Source organism: Arthrobacter sp. UYNi723, from assembly GCF_054057635.1.
Map to the genome: position 1 here is coordinate 37,737 of NZ_JBSRZM010000025.1, position 20,005 is coordinate 57,741.

At 64.9% G+C, this 20,005-nt stretch carries 13 protein-coding genes; 9 read left to right on the plus strand and 4 right to left on the minus strand.

Annotated elements, in window-relative coordinates:
- The first annotated feature begins 7 nt into the window (after window positions 1–7).
- The 4 genes from coaE to ACVWY0_RS17425 all read left to right on the plus strand — a co-directional run bounded on the left by coaE (window position 8) and on the right by ACVWY0_RS17425 (window position 6,208).
- Window positions 8–1,222 carry a dephospho-CoA kinase gene (coaE, locus tag ACVWY0_RS17410; protein ID WP_485837779.1) on the plus strand — a complete coding sequence of 405 codons (1,215 nt, stop codon included), beginning with the start codon at window positions 8–10 and terminating at the stop codon, window positions 1,220–1,222.
- An 80-nt stretch (window positions 1,223–1,302) separates the two neighbouring features.
- Window positions 1,303–3,402: an excinuclease ABC subunit UvrB gene (gene uvrB / locus ACVWY0_RS17415; protein ID WP_485837780.1), complete on the plus strand. Its 2,100-nt coding sequence runs from the start codon at window positions 1,303–1,305 to the stop codon at window positions 3,400–3,402.
- A gap of 228 nt (window positions 3,403–3,630) precedes the next feature.
- Window positions 3,631–4,665: a TerC family protein gene (locus ACVWY0_RS17420; protein WP_485837781.1), complete on the plus strand. Its 1,035-nt coding sequence runs from the start codon at window positions 3,631–3,633 to the stop codon at window positions 4,663–4,665.
- 121 nt (window positions 4,666–4,786) lie between these two features.
- Window positions 4,787–6,208 (plus strand): MFS transporter, encoded by a 1,422-nt coding sequence (locus tag ACVWY0_RS17425; RefSeq protein ID WP_485837782.1) that lies wholly within the window; start codon window positions 4,787–4,789, stop codon window positions 6,206–6,208.
- Here the strand turns inward: ACVWY0_RS17425 and ACVWY0_RS17430 are convergent.
- The 4 genes from ACVWY0_RS17430 to ACVWY0_RS17445 all read right to left on the minus strand — a co-directional run bounded on the left by ACVWY0_RS17430 (window position 6,194) and on the right by ACVWY0_RS17445 (window position 12,037).
- The gene (locus ACVWY0_RS17430; protein ID WP_485837803.1) at window positions 6,194–7,483 is read right to left on the minus strand and encodes an alpha/beta fold hydrolase; all 1,290 of its coding nucleotides are present in this window, start codon (window positions 7,481–7,483) and stop codon (window positions 6,194–6,196) included. The two genes, ACVWY0_RS17425 and ACVWY0_RS17430, sit on opposite strands and share 15 nt — an antisense overlap.
- Before the next feature lie 79 nt (window positions 7,484–7,562).
- Window positions 7,563–8,063 carry a GNAT family N-acetyltransferase gene (locus ACVWY0_RS17435; protein ID WP_282330743.1) on the minus strand — a complete coding sequence of 167 codons (501 nt, stop codon included), beginning with the start codon at window positions 8,061–8,063 and terminating at the stop codon, window positions 7,563–7,565.
- A gap of 45 nt (window positions 8,064–8,108) precedes the next feature.
- The gene (locus ACVWY0_RS17440; RefSeq protein ID WP_485837783.1) at window positions 8,109–9,479 is read right to left on the minus strand and encodes a CoA transferase; all 1,371 of its coding nucleotides are present in this window, start codon (window positions 9,477–9,479) and stop codon (window positions 8,109–8,111) included.
- Between the two features lie 11 nt (window positions 9,480–9,490).
- Window positions 9,491–12,037 (minus strand): DEAD/DEAH box helicase, encoded by a 2,547-nt coding sequence (locus ACVWY0_RS17445; RefSeq protein WP_485837784.1) that lies wholly within the window; start codon window positions 12,035–12,037, stop codon window positions 9,491–9,493.
- Window positions 12,038–12,134: 97 nt separating this feature from the next.
- On the opposite strand from ACVWY0_RS17445, the gene ACVWY0_RS17450 reads away from it, so the two are divergent.
- The 5 genes from ACVWY0_RS17450 to uvrA all read left to right on the plus strand — a co-directional run bounded on the left by ACVWY0_RS17450 (window position 12,135) and on the right by uvrA (window position 19,975).
- Complete coding sequence (locus ACVWY0_RS17450; protein WP_485837785.1) at window positions 12,135–12,920, plus strand: trans-aconitate 2-methyltransferase; 786 nt, start codon at window positions 12,135–12,137, stop codon at window positions 12,918–12,920.
- A 148-nt stretch (window positions 12,921–13,068) separates the two neighbouring features.
- Window positions 13,069–14,814, plus strand: a complete 1,746-nt coding sequence (locus tag ACVWY0_RS17455; RefSeq protein WP_485837786.1) for an ABC transporter ATP-binding protein — start codon at window positions 13,069–13,071, stop codon at window positions 14,812–14,814.
- On the plus strand, window positions 14,811–16,622 hold the full coding sequence (locus ACVWY0_RS17460) for an ABC transporter ATP-binding protein (RefSeq protein ID WP_485837787.1): 1,812 nt from the start codon (window positions 14,811–14,813) through the stop codon (window positions 16,620–16,622). Before ACVWY0_RS17455 ends, ACVWY0_RS17460 begins: the two co-directional genes overlap by 4 nt.
- The gene (locus ACVWY0_RS17465) at window positions 16,619–16,999 is read left to right on the plus strand and encodes a GntR family transcriptional regulator (RefSeq protein ID WP_485837788.1); all 381 of its coding nucleotides are present in this window, start codon (window positions 16,619–16,621) and stop codon (window positions 16,997–16,999) included. Before ACVWY0_RS17460 ends, ACVWY0_RS17465 begins: the two co-directional genes overlap by 4 nt.
- Window positions 17,000–17,047: 48 nt before the next feature.
- A complete protein-coding gene (gene uvrA / locus ACVWY0_RS17470) occupies window positions 17,048–19,975 on the plus strand; it encodes an excinuclease ABC subunit UvrA (protein WP_485837789.1) in 2,928 nt (975 codons plus the stop codon).
- The last annotated feature ends 30 nt before the right edge of the window (window positions 19,976–20,005 follow it).

Sequence of the window (20,005 nt, forward strand, 5' to 3'; positions counted from 1 at the left end):
TGGTGGGATGCTGAAGATCGGTTTGACGGGCGGCATCGCCTCAGGGAAGTCAGTGGTCGCCACACGCCTGGCGGAGCTCGGTGCGGTGCTGGTGGACGCGGATGCGCTGGCCCGGGACGTCGTTGAACCGGGAACGCCGGGGCTGGCCAGCGTGGTGGAAGCCTTTGGAGCGGACATGCTCGACGGCGGCGGCCGGCTGGACCGGGCCAGGCTGGGTGCCGTGGTCTTTGGCAATCCCTCGCAGCTGTCCGTGCTGAACGGCATTGTGCACCCGCTGGTCCGGGCCGCCGCGGCCAGGATCATCGCCACAGCCCCGGCCGGCGCCATTGTGGTCCAGGACATTCCACTGCTGGTGGAGACCGGTCAGGGCAGCGGCTTCCATCTTGTCCTTGTGGTGGACGCACCCGATGACGTCAGGATCGGACGGATGCTCGAACACCGCGGCATGACGGCCGAGGACGCCCGGTCGCGTATGGCGGCCCAGGCCTCGCGCGAGGCGCGGCTGGCCGCTGCCGACGTCGTGCTGGACAACTCCGGTTCGCTGGCGGACGTGACGGCGCAGGTGGACCGGCTCTGGGCCGAACGACTGGTGCCGTTCGCGCGCAATCTCCGGCGCAGCGTCAGGGCGGTCAGGGCAGGCATGGCAGTCTTGTCGGTGCCGCAGCAGGATTGGGCGGTCCAGGCTGCACGGCTTGGCGCCCGAATCACGGCCGCAGCACCGGACGACATCCTGGCTGTGGACCATATCGGCTCCACAGCCGTGCCTGGCCTGGCAGCCAAGGACGTCATCGACCTCCAGGTCACGGTGTCGGATCTCAACGCCGCGGACCGGATCGCACCGCTGCTGGCCGCTGCTGGCTTCCCGGCCGTGCCGGGGGTTGGCTTCGACACTCCGAAACCGACGGATCCGGACCCGGCGCAGTGGCAAAAACGCTTCCACGCCAACGCGGACCCCGGCCGCCCCGCCAACGTGCACGTACGGGCGGCCGGATCGTCCGGCTGGTGCTACGCGCTGCTCTTCCGCGACTGGCTCAGGAACGACCCGGAAGCCGCCGCCTTGTATGAAGACCATAAACGCGCGTTGACCGAACAGTTTGCCGGAACTAGAGGTACCCACGCCTATGCGGAGGCGAAGGAGCCGTGGTTCACGGACGTCGCCTGGCCGCGTATGGACGGTTGGGCTGCGCGCACGGGGTGGGCGCCGCCGTCGTACGCGTCCTGATCCTCTCCGCCCGTTTCGGGTGATGTTCGCCGGTAACTGATCCGGCTTTCACTGTCGGTCCCCGGTTGTAGATTGGATGCATGAGCCTTGCCCAGGAGATCAACCGCGTCGTCGCTCCGTTTGAAGTCATCAGCGAGTTCCAGCCGGCCGGCGACCAGCCTGCCGCCATCACCGAACTCACGGAGCGGATCAGGAACGGCGAAAAGGACGTTGTCCTGCTGGGCGCCACCGGTACCGGCAAGAGCGCCACCACGGCGTGGCTCATCGAACAGGTCCAGCGGCCCACGTTGGTCATGGTGCAGAACAAGACCCTGGCCGCCCAACTCGCCAACGAATTCCGTGAACTCCTGCCCAACAACGCGGTGGAGTACTTCGTTTCGTACTACGACTACTACCAACCTGAGGCCTACGTAGCGCAGACGGACACCTTCATTGAGAAGGACTCGTCCATCAACGAGGAAGTGGAACGGCTCCGCCACTCCGCCACCAATGCGCTGCTGACCCGCCGGGACGTTATTGTGGTGGCCACAGTGTCCTGCATCTACGGCCTGGGCACGCCGGAAGAGTACATTGCCGGCATGGTCACGCTCCGCAAAGGGGCGCAGATGAACCGCGACGACCTGCTCCGGAAATTCGTATCCATGCAGTACGCGCGCAACGACATGGACTTCCACCGCGGCACGTTCCGGGTCCGCGGCGACACCGTGGAAATCATCCCGATGTACGAGGAACTCGCCATCCGCATCGAATTCTTCGGAGACGAGATTGAGAACATCCATACTCTCCATCCGCTGACTGGCGAACTGATCCGGGACGAAGAGGAAATGTACGTCTTCCCGGCCTCGCACTATGTGGCCGGGCCCGAGCGGATGGCCCGGGCCATCAAGCGGATCGAGGACGAACTCGCCGAACGCCTGGCCGTCCTGGAAGGCCAGAACAAGCTGGTGGAAGCCCAGCGGCTCCGGATGCGCACCACCTACGACCTCGAAATGATGCAGCAGATGGGCTTCTGCAACGGCATCGAAAACTACTCGTCGCACATCGACGGCCGTGCCCGCGGGACCGCTCCGCACTGCCTCATCGACTACTTCCCGGACGACTTCCTGCTGGTGATCGACGAATCCCACGTCACCGTGCCGCAGATCGGCGCCATGTACGAGGGCGACATGTCCCGCAAGCGGAACCTCGTGGACTTCGGCTTCCGCCTGCCGTCGGCCATGGACAACCGACCGCTGAAATGGGACGAATTCCTCCAACGTGTAGGCCAGACGGTCTACCTGTCGGCCACTCCCGGCAAGTACGAACTCGGCAAGGCTGACGGCTTTGTGCAGCAGATCATCCGGCCCACCGGACTGATCGACCCCGAGGTGGTGGTCAAGCCCACCAAGGGCCAGATCGATGACCTCCTCGGCGAGATCAAGACCCGCACGGCAAAGAACGAACGCGTCCTGGTCACCACCCTGACCAAGCGGATGGCGGAGGACCTCACCGACTACCTGCTGGGCCACGGCATCAAGGTCGAATACCTGCACTCGGACGTGGACACCCTGCGACGGGTTGAACTGCTCCGGGAACTCCGGATGGGTGTCTTCGACGTCCTGGTGGGCATCAACCTGCTTCGCGAAGGCCTGGACCTGCCCGAGGTCTCCCTCGTGAGCATCCTGGACGCGGACAAGGAAGGCTTCCTGCGCTCGGCGACTTCGCTGATCCAGACCATCGGCCGTGCTGCCCGCAACGTGTCCGGCGAGGTCCACATGTACGCGGACCGCATCACCGACTCCATGGCCAAGGCTATCGACGAGACCAACCGGCGCCGCGCCATCCAGGTGGCCTACAACACGGAACGGGGCATCGATCCGCAGCCGCTGCGGAAGAAGATTGCCGACATTACCGACCAGCTGGCCAAGGAAGACGCGGACACCCAGGAGCTGCTCAACAACAACCGGCTGGCCAAGGGCGCCAAACGTGGCAAGTCTGCGGCAAAGGGCTCGGCACAGCTCCGCAAGGACGGCCTCGCCGCGGCACCGGCCGAAGACCTCGTGGGCCTCATCGAACAGCTGACCGAACAGATGCACGGCGCGGCCGCCGAACTCCAGTTCGAGGTGGCCGCGCGGATCCGGGACGAGGTCAGTGACCTAAAGAAGGAGCTCCGCCAGATGCAGGCGGCCGGCCACGCCTAGTCCACCCCCGGGCGGCGAAGGGACGTGGCAGTCGGGGCATGTTTCCGCATGTCGGGACGCCTACTGTACAGTTAAGGTCACGTAGGGGAGTATCCCGAGCGCTACGATCGTCAACACGCCAGTCACAGTTGCCTGGCCGGGCGTAGCGGGCCGCCATTTCAGCACTAAGTGCACAGGCTGGCCGGAGAGACTTACACCATTTCTCTGTACCCTGCGAAAGGCTAACCTGTGCCCGAATTACCCGTGTGGTTCGAGGTCGGCTCACTTGTCGTCCTTGGCCTGATCCTCCTCATTGACCTTCTGCTCGTCGTCCGGCGCCCCCACGAGCCTTCCATGAAGGAAGCCGGCCTCTGGGTTGCGTTCTACGTCTCCCTTGCCCTGTTGTTCGCCGGGGCCATGTTCTTCTTTACCGGCGCCGAATTCGGCGGCCAGTTCGTGGCCGGCTGGGTCACTGAATACAGCCTCAGCATCGACAACCTGTTTGTCTTCATCATCATCATGGCCCGCTTCTCCGTGCCCCGTAAGTACCAGCAGGAAGTCCTGATGGTGGGCATCATCATCGCCCTGATCCTGCGCGGCATCTTCATCCTCCTCGGCGCCATCGTGATCGAGCAGTTCAGCTGGGTGTTCTACATCTTTGGCGCGTTCCTGCTCTGGACCGCCTGGAAGCAGGCCCAGGACGAAGGCGAGGACGAAGAGGACAAGGAAAACCCGCTCATCGCCCGGATCCGCAAGGTCATCCCCATGTCGGAGAAGTTCGACGGCGGTAAACTGCGCACCACGGTGGACGGCAAGAAGGTCTTCACCCCCATGCTGATTGTGTTCATCACCATCGGCCTGACCGACCTCCTCTTCGCCGTTGACTCGATTCCAGCGATCTTCGGCCTGACGCAGAGCGCGTTCATCGTCTTCACCGCCAACCTGTTCGCCCTGATGGGCCTGCGCCAGCTGTACTTCCTGCTGGGTGGTCTGATGAACCGCCTGATCTACTTGAAGCACGCGCTGTCCTTCATCCTGGCGTTCATCGGTGTGAAGCTGGTGCTCCACGCCATGCACGTGAACGAACTGCCGTTCATCAACGGCGGCAACCACATCGAGTGGGCCCCGGAGATTCCGACATTCGTCTCCCTGGCCGTCATCGTGGGCACCATCATCGTTGCCGTGATTGCCAGCCTCCTGAGCTCCAAGGCAAAGACGGCCCACCTGGACCCCCGCCTCGAGGAAGACGCCAAGAAGAGCAAGAGCCTCAGCGACGCCGAGTAGGCTGTCTCCGCGTTTCGTTGACGCACACTGCATTTCCACTGATCCCGGCCGCACTGCGGCCGGGATCAGTGGCTTAATCTGCCCCCTGTAGGACCTGGCCGCCCAGGACTATGCTCGGACCATGGCCCGCACCCTGATCACGGAACGAGGAGTGCGCCAGGTGCAACGGCGCACCGTGGTGCTGCTGAGCGCGGCCCAGGTTTTCGGTGGCATCGGTACCGGAGCCACGGTTTCGATTGGTTCACTCCTGGCCGTGGAACTTTCAGGTTCCAGCGTGTGGGCGGGTGCCGTGGCCACGGTTATGACCTTGGGGGCCGCGCTGACAGCACTGCCCCTTGCTTCGCTGGCGGACCGGCGGGGCCGTCGGGCCGGGCAGGTCACGGGGCTTTCCGCCGCCCTGGCCGGCACAGTTCTGATAGTGCTGTCGGTGGTGTCCGGCTTGTTCGTCCTGCTGGTGCTGGGGGCGGTGGGCATCGGTGTGGGTACCGCGGCCAGCCTGCAGGCACGCTTCGCCGCCGTCGACCTTGCGGACGCTGAACACCGCGGCAGGGCGCTTTCCGCCGTGGTGTGGGCTGTGACGGTCGGCGCCGTGGCCGGACCCAACCTGATCCAGCCCGGCACGGTGGTGGGCCTGGCCCTCGGCCTGCCTCCCGTCGCCGGACCGTTCGTGATCTCCGCAGCCGGACTCCTGCTGGCGATTGTGCTGCTTTTCGCTGGCCTCAGGCCGGACCCGCTCCTGCTCGCGCGGGAAATCGATGCCCGGGATCTTGCCACTCAGGAACCCGCCGCACTGGATCTCGACGCCCAGCCAGCTGGCGGGAAGATGCAGGGCACGCCACCACGTACGGCAAATCAGCAAGGCGCCACCGCGCGCAACGCAGTCGGGGGATCGCTCGTCCGCGGGCTGCGGGCAATCCGCCAGTCCAGGGCTTCCTGGCTGGCGCTTGCCGCCGTCGTCGGAGCGCACGCCGTGATGGTGGGCGTGATGTCCATGACCCCGCTGCATTTGCGGGAACTCGTGGCCGGGCCTGGTGCCTCCCATGCCGGCCACGCCGCCTCCGGCGATGTCCTGGTGATCATCGGCTTCACCATCTCCCTGCATATCGCAGGCATGTTCGCGTTGTCGCCGGTTATGGGCTGGCTGACGGACAAGGCAGGCAGGACTGAGACCATCATGATCGGCTTCGCCACGCTGATCGCTGCCGTCGCCGTCGCAGGGTTTGGCCAGACGTCCACCGTCGCGGTGGCCGTGGGACTTGTGCTGCTGGGCTTGGGCTGGTCTGCGGCCACCATTTCCGGGTCCACGCTGCTGGCGGAGAGCGTCCCCCAGGAGTCCCGCGTGCTGGTCCAGGGGGTGTCGGACATGCTGATGGGCGCCGCAGGTGCGGTGGGCGGGGCCACTTCCGGACTGATCCTCAGCTGGGCCGGCTACCTGGGGCTCAACATGGCAGGCGGACTGGTGGGGGCTGCTGTCCTGACCGCCGCCGTCGTTGCCCTGGTGGCGCGCCGCCGCAGCCCGGTTGCCGGCTCAGCTGCCGGCTGAGCCGGCAACCGAGCGCACCATACCCAGCAGCCGCCCGAAAATAGCCTCGCCGTCGTCCGCTATGCCGTCATGGTGGAAGTCGGCCGTCTCCCATACCCGGAGTCCGCGCACAGCAGCCGCCGTCTCCAGTGACAGGCTGCGGTCCACGTAAATGTCGTCCTGGTAAACCGCGGCGGCGACCGGCACGCTGTTCGCGGCCAACTGTGTGGGGTCATACAGCGGCTTCCAGTCAGTTTTGGTGGCCAGCAGATGGGCCACCTGCCGCAGCGGCACCAAAGCGGGATCCTGTTCGAAATACCACGGGTACACCATCTCGCCGGTCAGCAGCAGCGCCTCCGCATCCGGGTGGAATGCCGGATTTTCCTGCAGCACACGCCAGGCAGCCCAGTCGGTCGCCTGTCCCTGCCCGTAGATGGACTCGTGCAGCAGGGCATAGAGCGGGCTCGCCAGGCGGGACACGATGCCCTGGACCTGCTCCAGGAAGGCATCGGAGAGCGTGTTCCCGTGTGGTGTCTCGGTGAAGGCGTCCTCCAGCAGGTAGTGCAGGCCATCCACCCGCGTGTTTCCGCCCAGGAAGGAGCCCACCATCTGGAACCGTTCAACCGTGAGCCGGCCGCCGTCGGGAAGGAACTCCTCGGTCTGCCGAAGGTGCGATGCGATCGCGTTCACTGTCCGGCGGTCCTCCGGATACCAGCTGAAGTACTCGGTGTTGCGGGCGGCAACGCGCGCGAACGTGGCGCGGTAGACGTCGTCGGCATGGCCGGCTAGCGGCGCAAGTCCGCCCGTGATGAGAGCCTCCTTCAGCCCGTCCGGGGCAAAAGACAGATACGTCAGCGCGCAGAATCCGCCGTAGCTTTGGCCGTAGATGCTCCAGGGGCCGGAGCCGAGCGCCGCGCGGATGAGCTCCGCGTCGGCCACGATGGAATCCGCACGGAAATGCTCGAGGTATGCAGCCTGTGCTTCGGCCGTTCCGCGCGCGGCCAGCGTGTTCCGGTCAAGGGGGGTCGACAGCCCGGTGCCGCGCTGGTCCAGCATCAGGATCCGGAAGTCCCGGGCAGCCGCCTTGCTCCAGCCGCTCAGCGAAGCCAGCCGGTTGCCGCGGCCGCCCGGCCCGCCCTGGAGGAACACCAGCCAGGGAAGCCCTTCGGCTTCAGCCTGGGTGTGGGCCGACGAGACGTACTCACGGGCGAAGACGGTGATGGTCTCGGGGTCGTCGCCGCTCCCTGGCGCGAAGTGGTCCAAGGGAACGGTGAAGTAGTGCTCGGCGGTGCGCATGCCCCGGAATTCGTGCCGGGCCTTCACAAAATGCGGGACAGGCGTCCGCGTTTGTGTGGTTTGAGAGGATGCGTCCTGCTCAGCCACGGATGGACGCTGCCGTTCTGGTGCCAAAGCTCTCCAGCGCGTCGCCGGTCAGCCGGAACGTGGACCAGCCATCCAGGGGGCGGGCGCCGAGGCTGCGGTAGAAGTTGATGGACGGTTCGTTCCAGTCCAGGACGCTCCACTCAACCCGGGCATAGCCCCTCTCGACGGCGGTGGCGGCCAGGTGCTGCAGGAGTGCCTTGCCGTGGCCCTCGCCGCGGGCATGCGGGCTGACGTAGAGGTCTTCCAGGTAGATGCCGTGGACGCCTTCCCAGGTGGAGTAGTTCAGGAACCAGAGCGCGAAACCCCGGACCTCGCCTGCGCTGTTCTCAGCCATCGTGGCAAACACGCGCGGGTTCTCGCCGAACAGGACGTCAGCCAGCATTTCCGGTGTGTTGCGGACCGCGTCAGGTTCCTTCTCGTAAATGGCCAGTTCGTGGATCATCTGCAGAATGGCGGGGACGTCTTGCCGGGTGGCGGGGCGGATTACACTCATGGTCCGAGTTTACAAGCGGGGCCGTGATCCCTACTGCCAGGCTCCCTATTGCCAGCGAAGCTGCGATGTCCCGTAGCGGACGGGTCCCTTGCTGTACTCCAGCGGCACGCCGTCCGCCATGATGGGCGGCCCAACATATCGCAGGCGGCCGTAGGGGCTGTCCATCACGCGGAAGTCCGGGTCAGGCAGGGAACCGCCGTGACTGGCCACTGCGGGCAGCCGGAACAATTCTTCAGCGGTGCGGGCCAGGGAAAGCCGGGCAGCGCCGCCACGTCCGCTTCGGAGCCGTTCGGCCAGCAAGGCAATTGCTGCCGCCGCCAGGCCATAACCGGTGGCATGATCCAGTGCCTGCACTGGAAGCGCCCCCGGCTGCCACCCGTCATCAGTCGTGCGGCCATACCGTTCGGCAATGCCGCAAGCGGCCTGTACCAGGCTGTCAAAACCGCGCCGTCCGTTCCAAGGGCCGCCGCTGCCCCAGGCGCTGAGGGTGACGATCACGAGGTCGGGCCGGGCGAGCAATAGCGCTTCGGGCGCCAGCCCAAAAGGGTCCAGCCCGCCGTCGCGGTAGCCCGTGACCACCACGTCGGCAGACTCAATGAGAAGCCTGACCGCTTCCATGGCGGCAGGATCCCGGAGGTCCGCCTCGGCGCTGCGCTTGTCAAAGCCCGCGTCAATGAACACATCGCTCAACTCCGGAAGCTGGGGCGGGTCGATGCGCAGAACGTCCGCGCCCAGGGCGCCCAGGAGGCGTGTGGCAGTGGGCCCCGCAATGACGCGCGTCAGGTCCAGCACCTTGAGCCCGGCCAAGGGGTGGCGCGGAACTGCCGATGGAACCCACCGGGAGAGCTGCGGACTTTCACTGGCTGACCGTGGCGGACGGGAGATTCTGATCCATGGACCGGAGCGGGCCGTCGCATACATGGGGGTCGCGATCCACTCGTCCCGTGTGCGCACGGCAGCAGCGACGCCGTTGTTTGCCGTGATGGCTTCCTCGGCGGCCACGGACGTCATTCCTAACAGGGCGTGTTCCACGTCCTGTGGTGTGCTCACGGAGAGGGCCGACGTCAGCCGGGCTGCGTGGTGGGGGTAGTTGGCGTGGAGGCGGATCCAGCCGTCCGACGTGCGCCGAAAGCCGGACATCGGAGCGAACCCTTCGGGTTTGACGCCCGCGATCCGCAGGTGTCCCAACGAATCGAACGCCGCCGCGGTGGCTCCGGATGCCAGAGAGTACCTGCCCGGAACGCCAACAAGTGCGTTCAGGGACGTGGCTGCTGCCTGGACCGCCCCCAAAGCCAGTCCCTCGATGTCCAGCGGGCCATTCCACCACTGCCGTGGACCGTTGGAAGGTGCCACGGGCTGGGCCTTCAGGGCTTCCAAAACCCGAAGACTGCCGGTCAGGTCGGGGACGGAGTCCATTCGGTCAGAGCCTAGAGCCGGTTGACGTCGGTGACACGGACCACTGCCGTACCGGTTTCATCGGAGGCCGCCAGGTCCACTTCCGCGGAGATGCCCCAGTCATGGTTGCTCGCCGGATCGTCGAAAATCTGCCGGACCTTCCAAAGGCCTGGCTCTTCGGTGATCATAAGCAGTCCGGGACCCCGGGCATCCGGGCCGGTGCCAATGTCGTTGTGTTCGTCGAAGTAGTCGTCCAGGACGTCTTCCCAGCGGTTGGCATCCCAGCCCGCGCCGCCGTCGAGCTCGCCCAGGGCTGCGGCGTTTTCGTCCGCGAACAGTTCCACGCGGCGGAACATCTCGTTGCGGACCATCACGCGGAAGGCACGGATGTTGGACGTCAGCGACGGCGGCGGGGGAGGGGGAGCGTCGTGCGGGGTGGGCATCGCGCCGGACGTCAGCTCCTCCCATTCGTCCAGGAGGCTGGAGTCCACCTGCCGCACCAGCTCGCCAAGCCAGGCGATGAGGTCTTCAAGGTCTTCCCGAAGCATGTCCTGCGGCACGGTCTGGCGCAGCGCCTTGAAGCAGTCGGCGAGGTAGCGCAGCACAATGCCCTCGGAGCGGGCCAGCCCGTAGAACTGGACAAATTCGCCGAAGTTCATTGCCCGCTCGTACATGTCGCGGACCACGGACTTGGGCGCCAGTTCAAAGTCGCCCACCCATGGCGCAGCCTTGCGGTAGACCTCGAAGGCTTCGCCGAGGAGTTCGGCGAGCGGCTGCGGATAGGTGACTTCCTCCAGCATGGCCATGCGCTGGTCGTAGTCGATGCCGTCAGCCTTCATCGCGGCAATCGCTTCCCCGCGGGCCTTCTTCTGCTGCGCGGAGAGGATCTGGCGGGGCTTTTCGAGGGTCGCCTCGATCACGGACACCACGTCCAGGGCGTACGACGGAGAATCCGGGTCAAGGAGCTCCAGCGCCGCCAGCGCAAACGGCGAGAGTGGCTGGTTCAGGGCAAAGTTGGCCTGCAGATGGACGGTGAGCCGTACTGTCCTGCCGTCATGGCCCTGCTCTTCTGCCGGGATGCGCTCCACCACCTCAGCGGCGAGGAGCTCACGATAGATGCCCAGGGCTTTTTTCATCAGCCGCAGCTGTGAGGACCGCGTCTCGTGGTTTTCGGTCAGCAGCCGGCGGGCCGCTGTGAAAGGGTCGCCGGGCCGTTCCATCAGGTTCATCAGCATCGAATGCGTCACGCTGAAGCTGGACGTCAAAGGATCGGGCACGGATTCCACGAGGCGCTTGAAGGTGGGTTCCCCCCAGGAGACGAAGCCCTCCGGCGGCTTCTTTTTGACCACCTGGCGGAGCTTCTTCTGGTCGTCACCAAATTTGGCGGTGGCCTTGGCCATCGCCTTCACGTTTTCGATGACGTGCTCGGGTGCCTGGACCACCACTGTCCCCGCGGTGTCATACCCGGCGCGGCCGGCCCTTCCGGCAATCTGGTGGAACTCCCGGGAGTTAAGCGGGCGGGTCCGGACGCCGTCGTACTTGCTCAGCGCGGTGAGCAACACGGTGCGGATGGGCACGTTGATCCCCACGCCCAGTGTGTCCGTACCGCAGATCACCTTGAGCAGGCCCGCCTGGGCGAGCTGTTCAACCAGCCTGCGGTACTTCGGCAGCATGCCGGCGTGATGGACCCCAATACCGTGCCGGACCAGCCGGTTGAGCGTCTTGCCGAAGCCTGCGGCGAAACGGAAATTCGCGATCAGCTCCGCGATCTTGTCCTTCTCCTCGCGGGTGCACACGTTGATGCTCATCAGTGTCTGGGCCCGGTCAATGGCCTCGATCTGGCTGAAGTGCACCACATAGGCGGGCACCTGGCGGGTGGAGAGGAGTTCCTCGAGTGTTTCGTGGACCGGCGTCTGGTGGTAGTAGTAATGCAGCGGAATGGGGCGCTCGGCTGAACTGACGGTGGTGGTGGGGCGGCCCGTAAGTTCGGTGATGCCGGCCTCGAACCGGCTGACATCACCCAGGGTTGCGGACATCAGAAGGAACTGGGCCTGGGGGAGCTCCAGCAGCGGGACCTGCCAGGCCCAACCACGCTGGGGGTCGGAGTAGAAATGGAATTCGTCCATGATGACCGCACCGAGTTCGGCGTCGGCCCCTTCGCGGAGGGCGATGTTCGCGAGAATTTCTGCCGTGCAGCAGATGATCGGCGCGTTCTGGTTGACGCCGGAGTCACCCGTGATCATACCGACGTTTTCTGCACCGAAGATGTCGCACAGGGCAAAGAACTTCTCCGAGACCAGCGCTTTAATGGGGGCGGTGTAGTAACTGCGCTGGCCCCGCGCCATGGCCTGGAAGTGCGCCGCGATGGCCACCAGCGATTTTCCGGAGCCCGTTGGGGTGGCGAGGATGACGTTGGCTCCGGTGGCGAGCTCCATGATGGCCTCGTCCTGGGCAGCGTACAGTTCCAGGCCCCGGCTTTCGGTCCACCCAAGGAATTGGGTGTACAGGGCGTCCGGGTCGATGCCTGCGCCGGAGGGGTCTGAGGCGGACAGGACAGGCAGCTGGTCAACGAGTTTCATTGATTTCCAGCTTAGTGCCCAGCCGGTGCCGGATATCCGGGCGGGCCCGGGTTAGGCTCGCGGTACTGCCAGACAGCACCCGGCGATGGAGGTAACTGTGAAGTGGGACCCCGTAAAGTACGTCCAGTTCGGCGATTACCGTGACCGGCCGTTTTTCGACCTGACGGGGCGGATCCAGGCCGACCGGCCACAGCACGTTGTGGACCTGGGATGTGGTCCGGGAAACCTCACGGCCACGCTCGCCCGGAGATGGCCGGAAGCGCAAGTGGTGGGGCTCGATTCGTCCAGGGAGATGCTGGACAAGGCCGCCGCGCACGCAGCCAGGCATGCGGGCCTCAGCTTCGGGCTGGCGGATATCGCAGCCTGGACACCCCCGGCTGAAACCGATGTGGTGGTCACCAACGCCGCGCTTCAGTGGGTGCCGGGGCATCAGGAGATGCTGGCCGGCTGGATGGCGGCGCTCAAGCCCGGTGCCTGGTTCGCCATGCAAGTGCCGGGGAACTTCAATGCCCCGTCCCATGCCCTGATGCGGGAACTTGCAGGTTCGGCACGGTGGTCGCCCCAGCTCGACGGCGTACTTCGCGGTGGAGAGTCCGTGGGGGAGCCCGCAGACTACCTCAGCATCATGCTGGACGCGGGCTGCACGGCAGACGCATGGGAAACCACCTACCAGCAGGTCCTCACTGGGACGGATCCGGTGGTGGACTGGGTGCGGGGCACGGCGTTGGGCCCGGTCGCGGCGGCTCTTTCGGCCGAGGACGGGCACGCTTTTGAAGCGGAGTATGATGCAGCCCTGCGGGCCGCATACCCGGCAACGGCACATGGCACGGTGTTTCCGTTCCGGCGGATCTTTGCCGTGGCGCAAAAGCAGCCAGGCGCATAAACTCCATTCGTTTGAGGTTCTCTACCTGGTCGGTAATGCCTTATGACTAAGAAGAGAATGTGATGCTGGTTACAATGACGACAGCGGCTTCTGGGGATGGCAAATGGCCGGACCCTCATCGGCCTCCCAAATCCGTCCTGGAGGTGCGATGCTTTTCGGCTTGATGACCCGGCTGCTGGCTGGCCACAAAGGCGCCGTGACCGCGATCGTTGCTCTCCAGCTTGTCCAGACCGCAGGCAACCTCCTGCTGCCCACCATCAACGCTGCCATCATCGACGACGGCATCGTTGCGGGGAACACGCCGGAAATCTTCCGCTTGGGCACTCTCATGGTCCTGATAGCTGCGGTCCAGGCGTCGGCGGCCATCGCCGCGGGCTACTTCGGGGCAGTGGTGGCCATGAAGCTCGGGCACCAGCTGCGCGGCGAGGTCTTCACCAGGATCCAGTCGCTTTCTTCCCAGGAAATGGCAGCCTTCGGCACGCAAAGTCTTGTTACCAGGGCCACCAACGACACCCAGCAGATCCAGTCGTTCGCCGTCCTGGTCTTCACCATGCTTGTGGCGGCCCCCGTGATGGCCGCCGGGGGCGTCTTACTGGCGTGGCAGCAGGACATGGTGCTTTCAAGCGTCGTGATGGTCATCATGCCAATACTTCTGCTCATCATGTATCTCATTGTCCGGCGCCTCGTTCCCCTGTACCGGCAGGGGCAGGAGCTCCTGGACCGAACGGGGGAGCTCTTTCGTGAGCAGATCATCGGCGCGAATGTGATCCGCGCCTTCGTCAGGCAGGGACACGAAACACGCCGGTTTGCGAAGACCAACAGCAGCCTCACGGGAAACAACCTTCAGTCGTCGCTGCTCGTGGCCGGCATGCTGCCGCTGATCATGATTGTGGTCAACCTGTCGTCGGTGGCCGTGGTGTGGTTCGGTGGTCACCGGGTTTACGACGGCGGGATGAAGATTGGTGCCCTCACGGCCTTTATCGCGTACATCCTGCAGATTCTCCTGGCAATCATGATGGCCATGTACGTGTTCATGACGGCGCCGCGGGCCGCTGCCTGCGCAGAACGGCTGGGTGCCGTGCTCGACGCGAGACCGTCAGTCCAGGACCACAAGGCGCCCCAAGAGACCCGCCATGGGAGCTCCCTGGAGGGCGGCAGCGTCACTTTCAGGAACGTCAGCTTCTCCTACCCCGGCGCCGAAAATCCGGTACTGGAAGACCTCAGCTTCACGGCCCGGCCAGGAACCACTGTTGCCATCGTCGGCTCAACAGGGAGCGGCAAGTCGACACTCCTGAGCCTGGTGCCCCGGTTCCTGGACGCCACGGCCGGAACCATCAGCATCGGCGGCCGGAACATCTGCTCGATGTCCCTGGACGTCCTCCGCCGCACCATGGCGGTGGTGCCGCAAAAGTCGCACCTTTTCTCCGGAACCATCGCCGACAACCTGCGCGTCTCAGCTCCGGAGGCAACCGAGGGCCAGCTTTGGGAAGCCATGGAGACAGCTCAGGCCGCCGGCTTCGTCCGTGCGCTGCCACGGGGGATGGACACGGAGGTCGGGCAAGGCGGAACGAATCTCTCCGGAGGCCAGCGGCAGCGTCTCTGCATAGCGCGGGCCCTCCTGCGGAGGGTCCCCGTCTATCTCTTTGACGACAGCTTTTCTGCGCTGGACTTCGCCACCGAGGCCCGGGTCCGGGATGCCCTGGAGATTGCCCTTGAGGGTGCAGTGGTCATTGTCGTGGCGGAACGGATCTCCACCGCTGCCGGAGCCGGCCAGATCCTGGTGCTCGACGACGGCCGGCTGGTTGCCCAGGGAACACACCTGCAACTGCTGGAGACGTCTGCCACCTACCGGGAAATCGCCGAGTCCCAACTGGCGCTGGACGACGCGCCATGACCGCTTCGCCTGGCGCCGGGGCGTCCGAAGGGTTCTGGCCCACAGCGCGCCGGGTCCTCGCGTTGCTGCGCCCGTCCAGGGGGCGGATGTTGGGTGCAGTTGCGGCCACCTGCGCTTTTGTTGCCCTCAACGTCGCGGCGCCGAACTACCTCGGTGATGCCACCGATGTGGTGGTGGATGGGGTCTACAGCGGAGCGCTCGACGGGCAGCGCCTGGGACTCCTGCTGGCCGCCGTTGCCGCGATGTACATCGGCGCTTCGCTGTTCAACTGGATCCAGGGAGCGCTGACGGCCAGCGCGGTTCACGGCCTGATGTATCGCCTCCGGGCATCGGTCCAAGACAAGCTGCACCGGCTTCCTTCCACGTACTTCCAAGAGCAGTCCAGGGGTGATGTCCTGAGCCGCGTCACCAATGACATCGACAATATTTCGCAAGCGCTCAGCCAGGTCCTCACGCAGCTGATCATGTCTGTCCTGATGCTGTGCGGTGCCTTGGCCATGATGCTGTGGATCTCGCCACTCCTGGCCCTGATCGCGCTTGTTTCGGTGCCCTTGTCCACCCTTATCACCGTTATGGTGGCCCGGAAGTCCCAAGCGCATTTTGCCCGCCAGTGGACCGAAACGGGTGAGTTGAACGCGCACGTGGAGGAGTTTGTCACCGGGCACGAGGTTATTAAGGCCTTCGGGTACCAGGACCAGGCAGCGGCAGTCTTCAAGGCAAGCAACGACCGCCTGGCCCGGGCATCCGCACGGGCCCAGTATTCATCCGGCATTGTCCAGCCGTTGATGGTCCTTATCGCCAATATCAACTACATCGCGGTGGCGGTGGTGGGGGCGCTCCAGGTCACCATGGGGGCCATGACCATCGGCGGGATCCAGGCGTTCATCCAGTTCAGCCGGCTTTTCACCCAGCCTGTGGGCCAGATCGGCGGCATGCTCAACGTCATCCAGTCCTGCGTGGCTTCGGCGCGCCGTGTGTTCGACCTGCTCGACGCCGCGGAGATACCTGCCGAGCCCGAAAGTGACGGTCACAAACCCGGTCAGGAAGGGCGGATTGTGTTCAGTGATGTCACCTTCGGCTATGCCCGGGCTGACCCTGTGGTCCGTGGACTGTCGTTCACGGTGGAACCGGGCCGGACGGTCGCGATTGTCGGGCACACGGGCGCCGGCAAGACCACCGTTGTCAACCTGCTCATGCGGTTCTATGAGGTCGACGCCGGCAGGATCACCATCGGAGGTACCGACATTGCTGACATTCCGCGGGACGTCCTGCGCAAGGGATTCGGCGTGGTGCTGCAGGATGCCTGGCTGTTTTCCGGCACCATCAGGGAGAACATCGAATACGGCCGGCCAGGAGCCACGGCTGCGGAGATCACTGCGGCAGCCGAGGCGAGCCACGTGGACCACCTCATCAGGTCGCTGCCGGCCGGCTATGACACGATGCTGGGCAACGGGGGAGAGCCGCTCAGCCAGGGCCAGCGCCAGCTGATCGCCATCGCCCGGGCGCAGTTGGCGGACCGCACTGTGCTGGTCCTGGATGAGGCCACCAGTTCAGTGGATTCCCGGACCGAGGTCCTGATCCGCCAGGCCATGCAGCGGTTGCGCCGTGGAAAAACAAGCTTTGTGATCGCCCACCGTTTGTCCACGGTCCGGGACGCTGATCTAATTCTGGTCATGGACCACGGACGCATTGCAGAGCAGGGAACCCATCGAAGCCTCCTGGCGGCCAACGGCCGCTATGCACGGCTCTACAACGCCCAGTTCGCCGGACGCCCGGGCCGCGCCGGCACGTTGGAGGCCGGACGATGACAACAGCTGGTCCGTTCCCCGGAACCTGGACGCCCAACCAGTCCAGCACGGTGGCACTGTTTGAGCAGCTGCGCCTGCATGTGATCCGCCTTGCGGACAGCGGGGCCCTTCCGCCGGGAACCAAGCTGCCGGCGGTGCGGACCCTGGCGGGGCTGCTCGACGTCGCGCCCCACACGGTGGCCAGGGCGTACAAGGAGTTGGAGGCAGCCGGTGTCGTGGCCACGAAGGGCAGGAACGGCACCGTGGTGTGCGCGCGTGATGAGCGGGCGGATGCGCTCTCCCTGGCCGCCAACTCCTATGCGTCAGTGGCCAAGGCCCAAGGTGCCAGCTTTGCGGAAGCAGTCCAGCTGCTGGCTGCAGCCTACGACGCCGACTAGCCGGACCCCGCATGGATATTCGAAGAAGTTTTCGATTAGCATTAGTGGGTGCCTAAAGCCGTAGCTGAAGAAACAGCAGTCGAATCCGTCCCCGTCGCCGTTCCCCAGGCCCCAGCCACGCCTGCCCGGCCAGACCTCTCCCGCCTTGTGGTCAAAGGGGCGCGCGAGCATAACCTGCGCAACGTGGACTTGGATCTGCCCCGTGATGCCATGATCGTTTTCACCGGGCTGTCCGGTTCCGGGAAGTCGTCCCTGGCGTTCGACACAATCTTCGCCGAGGGCCAGCGGCGCTACGTTGAGTCCCTGTCGGCCTATGCCCGCCAGTTCCTCGGCCAGGTGGACAAGCCGGACGTCGATTTCATCGAGGGGCTCTCGCCGGCGGTATCGATTGACCAGAAGTCCACCAGCAAGAACCCCCGGTCCACGGTTGGCACCATCACCGAAATTTATGACTACATGCGATTGCTGTGGGCACGCGTGGGACGGCCGCACTGCCCGGTCTGTGGCGAGGTTGTGGCCCGGCAGACTCCGCAGCAGATCGTGGACCAGCTGCTTGAGCTTGACGAAGGCACACGCTTCCAGGTCCTGGCGCCTGTGGTGCGGGGGCGCAAGGGCGAGTTCGTGGACCTCTTCAAGGAGCTGACCGCCAAGGGCTATTCGCGTGCCCGGGTGGACGGTGAGCTGATCCAGCTGAGCGAGCCGCCCAAACTCGGCAAGCAGTTCAAGCACACGATTGAGGTGGTGGTGGACCGCCTGGTGGTTAAGGAAGGCATCAGCCAGCGCCTCACGGACTCCGTTGAAACGGCGCTTGGCCTGGCCGAAGGCCGGGTGCTGGCCGAGTTCGTCGATCTGGACGCAGACGCGCCGGGACGGCTGCGGGCATTTTCCGAGAACCTCGCCTGCCCTAACGAACATCCCCTGGCCATCGATGAAATCGAGCCGCGGTCCTTCTCCTTCAACAACCCTTTCGGCGCCTGTTCCGCGTGCAGCGGCATCGGTACACGGCTCGAGGTTGACGAAGAACTGATCATTCCGAATCCTGAGCTGTCGTTGTCCGAGGGCGCCATCGCGCCATGGTCACTTGGCACCGCAACAACCGAGTATTGGAACCGCCTGCTCGAAGGGCTGTCCAAGGAGCTTGGCTTCTCCATGGACACACCCTGGGAAAAGCTGGGCAACGACGTCCGCCAGACCGTCCTGCACGGCAAGGACCACAAGGTGGTTGTGCAGTACAAGAACCGCTTCGGACGGGAACGTAAATACAGTACCGGCTTCGAAGGTGCCATCCAGTACGTCCACCGCAAGCACGGTGAGACGGACTCCGAATGGGCCCGCGACCGCTACGAAGAGTACATGCGGCAGATCGCTTGCCCCGCGTGCAATGGCGCCAGGCTCAACCCCGCCTCGCTGTCCGTCCTGATCAACGGCAAGTCCATCGCCGATGTCGCGGCCATGCCCATGCGCGTTTGCGCGGACTTCCTGAACAACCTGGTCCTGACCGGCCGCGAGGCCCAGATCGCCCACCAGGTGCTAAAGGAAATACAGGCCCGGCTGACCTTCCTGCTCGACGTCGGGCTGGAATACCTGAATCTCGAGCGCCCCTCCGCCACCTTGTCCGGCGGCGAAGCGCAGCGAATCCGGCTCGCCACCCAGATCGGTTCCGGCCTCGTGGGCGTCCTCTACGTCCTGGACGAGCCCTCCATCGGCCTCCACCAGCGCGACAACCGCCGGCTTATTGACACCCTGACCCGGCTCCGCGACATGGGCAACACGCTTATCGTTGTGGAGCACGATGAGGACACCATCCAGGTGGCGGACTGGATCGTGGACATCGGGCCCGGCGCAGGCGAGCACGGCGGCCAGGTGGTGCACTCGGGTTCGTACCAGGATCTCCTGGCCAACACCAACTCACTGACCGGCGATTACCTGTCCGGCCGCAAGAAGATCGACATCCCCAAGAAGCGGCGCAAATACGACAAAAAGCGTGAGCTGAAGGTCGTCGGGGCGCGTGAAAACAACCTGGTCAACGTTGATGCGGCCTTCCCCCTGGGCCTGTTCACCGCCGTGACCGGCGTCAGCGGCTCCGGCAAATCCACCCTGGTCAACGAGATCCTCTACAAGGTGCTGGCCAACAAGCTCAACGGCGCCAAACAGGTGGCCGGACGCCACAAGAGCATCATGGGCCTGGAGCACCTGGACAAGGTGGTGCACGTGGACCAGAGCCCTATCGGGCGCACCCCACGCTCCAACCCGGCCACGTACACCGGCGTCTTTGACAACATCCGCAAGCTCTTCGCCGAGACCACCGAGGCCAAGGTCCGTGGCTACCTGCCAGGCCGGTTCTCCTTCAACGTCAAGGGCGGGCGCTGCGAAGCCTGCGCAGGTGACGGCACGCTGAAGATCGAAATGAACTTCCTGCCGGACGTCTACGTGCCCTGCGAGGTGTGCCACGGCGCACGGTACAACCGCGAAACCCTCGAAGTCCACTACAAGGGCAAGACCATTGCGGATGTGCTCAACATGCCCATCGAAGAAGGTGCGGAGTTCTTCGCTGCCTTCTCCCCGATCGCCCGGCACCTGAACACCCTCGTGGACGTGGGCCTCGGCTACGTACGGCTGGGACAGCCGGCAACCACCCTCTCCGGCGGCGAGGCCCAGCGTGTCAAGCTCGCCGCGGAACTGCAGAAGCGCTCCAACGGACGCAGTGTGTATGTTCTCGACGAGCCCACCACGGGCCTGCACTTCGAGGACATCCGCAAGCTCCTGATGGTCCTTCAAAGTCTGGTGGACAAGGGCAACACGGTGATCACCATCGAACACAACCTGGACGTCATCAAGAGCGCCGACTGGATCGTGGATCTTGGCCCGGACGGCGGTTCGGGCGGCGGCCAGATCGTGGCAACCGGCACGCCCGAGCAGGTATCGAAATCCACCAAGGGCCACACGGCATCCTTTCTCGCGGAAATACTGGGCTAAGCGGTTGGCCTCCGATGACGTATGCCGTGT